The following is a 591-nucleotide window of genomic DNA, read 5'->3' on the forward strand; positions in this document are numbered from 1 at the left end:
GTTTGGTACGGGTGGCGCGGGGGGCAAAGTGGAGCACCTTGATGCCGCTGCCCTCCAGCTCCCGCCCCAGCGCCTCGCTAAAGCCGCGCAGGGCGAATTTGGTGGCGCAGTAGACGCTGTAGCCCGGGTAGCCGATGCCGCCAAACCCTGACCCCATGTTCATGATGATCCCCGGTTTGCGCAGGCGGGGCAGCAGGGCGCGGGTGAGCTGGATCGGCGCCTCGATATTGAGCAGCAGCTGGCGTTCGACCTGCTCGCTGCTCTGATCTTCCAGCCAGGCAAACTGGTTGCAGCCGGCATTGTTGATCAGGATGTCGAGTCCGTTATCCAGCGCCGGGTGTTGCAGCAATTTGGCGCGCTCGTGGGGCACGCCAAGGTCGGCGATCACCACCTGATGGCGCTCGGGGTGCGGCAGCGACTTGCACAGGCGCTCCAGTGCCGGGGCGCGGCGACCGTGCAGCAGCAGATGGGCGCCCTGGGCGGCCAGCTCCTGGGCCAGCTCCTCGCCAATCCCGCCGCTGGCGCCGGTGAGCAGCACCGTTTTTCCTTCAAGTTTCATGATGCGGATTCCTTCTGGTCACGGCGTGGCGG

Annotated in this window: 1 protein-coding gene; it reads right to left on the minus strand. The window is 66.3% G+C overall.

Features of this window, described 5'->3' with window-relative positions; genetic code table 11:
* A partial coding sequence (locus tag AACS24_RS12965; protein WP_108570928.1) for an SDR family oxidoreductase occupies window positions 1-559 on the minus strand: 559 nt, incomplete at its 3' end.
* Window positions 560-591: the final 32 nt, after the last annotated feature.

The sequence above is a fragment of the Aeromonas sp. HMWF016 genome, assembly GCF_963878195.1.
GTDB classification, from domain to species: Bacteria; Pseudomonadota; Gammaproteobacteria; order Enterobacterales; family Aeromonadaceae; genus Aeromonas; species Aeromonas lacus.